The organism is Inquilinus limosus MP06, from assembly GCF_000767795.1.
In the GTDB taxonomy this organism is placed as follows: Bacteria; Pseudomonadota; Alphaproteobacteria; order DSM-16000; family Inquilinaceae; genus Inquilinus; species Inquilinus limosus_E.
Window position 1 is genome coordinate 1 of sequence record NZ_JANX01000444.1, and the last position, 5,481, is coordinate 5,481.

The 5,481-nt window shown below is 69.5% G+C and carries 7 protein-coding genes and 1 tRNA gene; 6 read left to right on the plus strand and 2 right to left on the minus strand.

The features are described 5' to 3' along the window. A partial coding sequence (locus P409_RS25380; protein WP_034845016.1) for a (d)CMP kinase occupies positions 1-157 on the minus strand: 157 nt, incomplete at its 3' end. A 244-nt stretch (positions 158-401) separates the two neighbouring features. Here P409_RS25380 and P409_RS25385 point away from each other — a divergent pair. After that, positions 402-875 carry a TIGR02300 family protein gene (locus P409_RS25385; RefSeq protein ID WP_034845017.1) on the plus strand — a complete coding sequence of 158 codons (474 nt, stop codon included), beginning with the start codon at positions 402-404 and terminating at the stop codon, positions 873-875. A 118-nt stretch (positions 876-993) separates the two neighbouring features. Then, positions 994-1,069, plus strand: a tRNA-Ala gene (locus P409_RS25390). 48 nt (positions 1,070-1,117) lie between these two features. Here the strand turns inward: P409_RS25390 and P409_RS25395 are convergent. Beyond that, complete coding sequence (locus P409_RS25395) at positions 1,118-1,741, minus strand: GntR family transcriptional regulator (RefSeq protein ID WP_034845018.1); 624 nt, start codon at positions 1,739-1,741, stop codon at positions 1,118-1,120. 141 nt (positions 1,742-1,882) lie between these two features. On the opposite strand from P409_RS25395, the gene P409_RS25400 reads away from it, so the two are divergent. The 4 genes from P409_RS25400 to P409_RS25415 all read left to right on the plus strand — a co-directional run. Next, on the plus strand, positions 1,883-2,773 hold the full coding sequence (locus tag P409_RS25400) for an alpha/beta hydrolase family protein (protein WP_193366524.1): 891 nt from the start codon (positions 1,883-1,885) through the stop codon (positions 2,771-2,773). Between the two features lie 22 nt (positions 2,774-2,795). Continuing rightward, positions 2,796-4,346, plus strand: a complete 1,551-nt coding sequence (locus tag P409_RS25405) for an ABC transporter substrate-binding protein (RefSeq protein ID WP_034845019.1) — start codon at positions 2,796-2,798, stop codon at positions 4,344-4,346. Between the two features lie 288 nt (positions 4,347-4,634). Beyond that, complete coding sequence (locus tag P409_RS25410) at positions 4,635-5,156, plus strand: hypothetical protein (protein WP_052121375.1); 522 nt, start codon at positions 4,635-4,637, stop codon at positions 5,154-5,156. An 8-nt stretch (positions 5,157-5,164) separates the two neighbouring features. Further along, positions 5,165-5,481: hypothetical protein (locus P409_RS25415; protein ID WP_034845020.1), on the plus strand; the 317-nt coding region annotated here is incomplete at its 3' end.

Below are 5,481 nucleotides of genomic sequence, written 5' to 3' on the forward strand. Positions count from 1 at the left end.
GGTCGTCCGGGCTGCCGCCGGCGCGCAGCACCGCGACGCCGACGGCACGGTACAGGAGACCGGTGTCGAGATGGTCGAAGCCGTAGGAAGCGGCCAGGCGGCGGGCCAGCGTGCCCTTGCCCGAGGCGGCGGTGCCGTCGATGGCGATGACGGTCATGCCGCCGAATTCCGAGCGCCGGATGCCGCCGGGCGCGAGATCACGAGTTGCAAGGCGACCTTCCCATCAAGCTTCGGCCCCATCGCGGCCCGGGGCGAGAACTGCCGAACCGCGGGCTGATAGCATGGCGGGAACGCCGGTGGAACGCCGACGGGCGCAAGGAACGGCTTTTTGTTTTTGACAGCCGGCATTCCGCATGGCAGATGGCGCCCTTCCATCCCGACATAACCCGAGGAGGCTCGGCGTGGCGAAGCCTGAATGGGGCGCCAAGCGCATCTGCCACAATTGCGGGGCCCGCTACTACGATCTGCAGCGTGACCCGATCATCTGCCCGAAATGCGGCACCGAGTTCGACCCGGAGGCCTTCCTGAAGTCGCGCCGGTCGCGCTCCACCATCATCGACGAGCCGGTCGAGAAGGTGCGCGCGGTCAAGGACGAGGACAGCGACGCGCTGCTCGAGGACGAATCCGAGGAGGAGTCCGGCGAAGACGAGGAATCGGCCGAGGAGGTCGAGGTGCTCGACGAAGGTGAGCTCGACGACACCGCGACCGGAGAGGACGAGGAGGACGAGGTCCCCGGCAAGGACAAGGCCGACGAGTTCGACGCCGAGGAGGAGCTCGGCGAGGACGAGGACGTCCTGATCGAGGATGCCGACGATCTCGGCGAGGAGGATGTCGACGTCGAAATCGAGGACGACGGCGAGGAGCGGAACCGCTGATCGCGGGCGTTGCAAAAACCTGCAAAAAACCTCTTGCATAGGCGGGGCGGATGAATAATATCCGCCCCCGCCGACGCCCCCCGGAAAACACCCCGGACGGTGCGTCGCCCAGAGTTTCGGGGCCATAGCTCAGCTGGGAGAGCGCTACAATGGCATTGTAGAGGTCAGGAGTTCGATCCTCCTTGGCTCCACCAAAGACAGGGCCCGGCCGGCGACGGTCGGGCCCTTTCTCTTTTCTTTCCTCACCGTCGGTTGATGTGCCGGTCGATCAGAACGCGCAGCGCCGCCGCGTCGCGGGCGCCGATGGCGGCGACCATGGCGTGGTGCTCCTGCGCGCTCAGGCGCAGCCCCGCCAGGGTGAACCAGCGGCCGGTGGTGCCGGACTGGCCGCGCTCGCGCATGTCGCGGATCAGCCCGGCCAGCACCGGGTTGGCGGCGATATCGTAGAGCCGGCGGTGGAAGGCGAAGTTCAATTCGGCCCGGGTCGGCGGATCGGCCGTCTCGATGGCCTGCTCGAATCGCGCCGCGAGCCGCTCGAGGTCCTCGAGATCGGCCGCCGTCGCCAGCCCCACCACCGGGTCCGCCGCGCCGGTCTCCAGGATCGTCCGCACCGCCTTCAGATGCAGCAGTTCCTGCGGGTCGGGCGCCGCAACCCGGAAGCCGCTGTTGACCTTGTGCTCGACCAGCCGGCGGTTCCTCAGCTCGACCAGCGCCTCGCGCACCTCGAAGCGGTTGGCCTCGTAGCGCTCCTGCAGGTCGATCTGCTTCAGCCACTCCCCCGCCCGGTAGACGCCGTAGAGGATGTCGTCGCGGATCGCCTCGACCAGCGTCCCGACCCGCCCGTGATCCGTGCCCTGCCGCGTCATCGCCCCCTCGATGTCCCCACCCTGGCCGCCTCCAGCTCCCGGCGCCTTGTAGCATGCCGGGTTGCCGCCCGCGATTTTGACGTCTATCGTCACGACAAAATTGGCGCCAATTTTGGAGAAAGCCAAATGGCGGATGGCGGGGTGGCGAGATCGGATCCCGGAACGGCGCTCGAGGCGGCACGTGAATCGGCGGCGCGGCCGGCGCCGGCAGGCCCACGGCGCACGGGCGCCACGCCGCTGCTGTCCTGCCGGGCCGATCCGCGATTCGCCTACAGCCTGTTCATTCCCCCGCGGCTGCGTGCGACCGAGCGGGTGCCGCTGCTGGTGTCGGTTCATGGCAGCCTGCGCGGCGTTGAATCGAGCCGCGACGCCTTCGCCGATTTCGCCCGCTGGCACGGTGCCGTGGTGCTGGCGCCACTGTTCCCCGCCGACCCGCTCGGCGACGGCAACGAGGATGGCTACAAATACCTGGCCGAGGCCGACATCCGGTACGACCGGCTGCTGCTGGCCATGGTGGCGGAGGCCGAGGCCCGGCTCGGCCTGGGCTTCGACCGCTTCTGCCTGGCCGGGTTCTCCGGCGGCGCCCATTTCGCCCACCGCTTCCTGCTGCTGCATCCGGAGCGGCTGCGCGCCGTGTCGATCGGCGCCCCGGGCTCGGTGACGCTGATCGACCCGAAGCGCGGCTGGTGGGTCGGCACGCGCGACATGGAGCGCCTGTTCGGCCGCGCTCCGGACCTGGAGGCGATGCGCCGCGTGCCGGTGCATCTCGCGGTCGGCGACAGCGATCTGGAGACGGCGTCGATCACCCACCGCCCCGGCAGCCGGCACTGGAGGACCGACGCCAACCGGGCCGGGGCCAACCGCATCGCCCGGCTGACCAGCCTGCGCCGCAACCTGCAGGCGCATGGGCTGGCGGTGCGGCACGACATCATCCCCGGCGCCGCGCACGATTTCGCGGCGGTGGCGGAACGGGCGCGCGACTTCTTCCACGACGTGCTCGGCCCCGGCCGGGTCGTCGCCTTCGGCGCATAATCACGAACAGACAGGGGGCAGAATGAACCGGCTCATGCTTCTGGCCGCGGCGGCGACACTGGCGGCGGTCCCTGCCATGGCGGCCGATGCGCCGCAGCGCGGCGGCACCATCACCACGGTGCTGTCGGCCGACATCCGCAGCACCAATCCCGGCGTCGACCGCGACGGCGCCACCGACATCGTGCACCAGCACATCGTCGAGGGGCTGGTCGGCTTCCGCGAGGACCTGGAGGTCGGGCCGATGCTGGCCGAACGCTGGGACGTGTCACCGGACGGCCGGACCTACACCTTCCACCTGCGGCGCGGCGTCAGGTTCCAGAACGGCGCCGTCATGACCTCGGCCGAGGTGAAATGGTCCTGGGACCGGCTGATGGACCCGGCCACCAAATGGCGCTGCCGCGACGTCTACACCGGCGACAACGGGCTGAAGGTCCAGAGCGTGACAATGCCGGACCCGGACACCGTGGTCTATGCGCTGAACCGGGCGGATGCCGGCTTCCTGTACAATCTGGCGCGGATGGATTGCGGCGGCACGCCGGTGCTGCACCCGTCCTCGGTCAAGCAGGACGGCAGCTGGGACAAGCCGGTCGGCACCGGCCCCTTCATCCTGTCGGACTGGCGGCCGGGGCAGTACATAGAACTGACCCGCTTCGACGGCTACACCCCGCGCGACGACGCCATGAGCGGCTATGTCGGCCGCAAGGAGGTGTATGTCGACAAGGTCCGCTTCGCCATCATGCCGGACGCGGCGGCCAAGCTGACCGCGCTGCAGGCCGGCGCGCTGGACACCGCGCCCTTGGAATCGCAGGACCGGATCCAGCTGCAGGGCAACCCGAACCTGACGGTCGAATCCGCCGTCACGCCGGGCTGGGAAGCGCTGATCCTGCAGTCCGAGGACCCGGTGCTGCAGGACAAGCGGGTGCGGCAGGCGATCGTGATGGCGCTGGACCGCGCCGCCATCGCCGAGGCTGTGACCTTCGGCGGCTCCAAATTCTCGGCCACGCCGGTGCCGGCGTTCAGCCCCTACCACTCCCAGGCCCAGACCGACGCCCTGCCCTACGACCCGGAGCGGGCCAAGGCCCTGCTGGCCGAGGCCGGCTACAAGGGCCAGCGCATCGTCATGACCGCAAACAAGCGCTATGCCGAGATGTATGACTGCGCCGTGCTGATGCAGGACATGCTGCGCAGCGCCGGGCTGAATGTCGACCTGGAGGTGCTGGAGTGGACGGCGCAGTTGGACGCCTACACCACCGGCAAGTTCCAGACCCAGTCCTTCTCCTACTCGCCGCGGCTGGACCCGCTGGGCCAGTGGGAGCGGATCATCGGCCCTCAGCCGCGCAAGATCTGGAAGGATCCGCGCGCCATCGACCTGCTGGCCCGGGCCAACGCCACCACCGACCGGGCGCAGATGCAGTCGGTGCTGGACCAGATCGGCCGCCTGTTCACCGAGGAGGCGCCGGCCGCCAGCCTGTATCTGCACGCCTCGGACTATGCCGTCGCCAGGCGGGTGCAGGGCTTCAAGGTATGGCCGGCCGACGCGCCGCGCTACTGGAACGTCTGGTTGGCCAAATGACCATCGCCCCGAGCGCCTGAACAGCAAGGGATTCAGCGGCCCTTACCGAATCCCGGACAATATGCCCGCACCGTTCGGCCTGGCACCCATGATCTCCCCCTTGCCGGATCAGTATCTCGATCGATCTTGATTGGGTCTCATTTGGCAGGGTGGAGGGGCTCCATTGACCAACGGCGCCAATGAGGGGATCATTCCGCCTTCCCATCAGTCAGGCGCATGGCGCAGGACTGCCCGACGCTTCGTCCGGCTCGCCGAGTGACCGAGCCGGCCAGCCGCAGGGAGGAACGGATGCCTCACCGTAAGACGCCGGCCGGCGTCGCGGTTGTCGTCGCCTGGGCGATCGTCTCGGCCCAGGCCGCCGCGCAGACGGTGGCGACCACGGCGCCGGCCAGCGCGCCCGATGCCGACGCCCGCCCGTCCTATGCGACCGTGTCCCTGAACGGGGGCTTCACGGTCGATCCCTTCCCGATCGGCGTCATCGCCGGCGGTCCGTATTCGGTCGCCGGGCTCGGCCCGGACTGCGTCGGCAACATCACGCCCAGCCGGGCCGACGCCAAGATCGAGTTCGAGAATGGCCAGCGCCCGCTGAGCATCTATGCCGCCGCGGGCTCCGATGTCGCCCTCCTCGTCCGCACGCCGGCCGGGGCATGGGTCTGCGCCGACGATTCAGACGATGGCGGCATCAACCCCGCGATCACCTTCCAGAGGCCCGCCAACGGCACCTATGCCGTCTGGGTGGCGGCGGTCGACACCTCGACCCGGCCGGTTCCCGCCGTTCTGGTGATCAGCGAACTTCCTCCCACCTGGTGAGGGTCGTCATGACGACCAAGATCCCACGCTCGCCGCTGCTCCTGGCACGGCACTCCGCGATGCTCCTGGCCCTGGCGGCCGCGGGGTGCGCCGACGTCCCGGCGCAGAAGCCCTTCCCCGACTACAACAAGGCGCCGGACGGCGGCACCGGCGTGCAGCAGCCGGCCGAGGCCGCGCCCGCCGCCTCCGCCGAGCCCGTCGCCGAGGCCAGCCTGCTGGCCCGCAAGGTCGAGACGACCCGCTCGACCCTTGACCTGGCGGTCGACACCACGCGCCGGCGCCTGACCAAGCTCAAGCAGCAGATCGTCGACGCGAAGCAGATGCT

Excerpts from the sequence above, each read along its gene's own strand:
- P409_RS25410 (WP_052121375.1), top strand. The coding sequence starts at position 4,635 with ATGCCTCACCGTAAGACGCCGGCCGGCGTCGCGGTTGTCGTCGCCTGG.
- P409_RS25395 (WP_034845018.1), bottom strand. The coding sequence starts at position 1,741 with ATGACGCGGCAGGGCACGGATCACGGGCGGGTCGGGACGCTGGTCGAG.
- P409_RS25405 (WP_034845019.1), top strand. The coding sequence starts at position 2,796 with ATGAACCGGCTCATGCTTCTGGCCGCGGCGGCGACACTGGCGGCGGTC.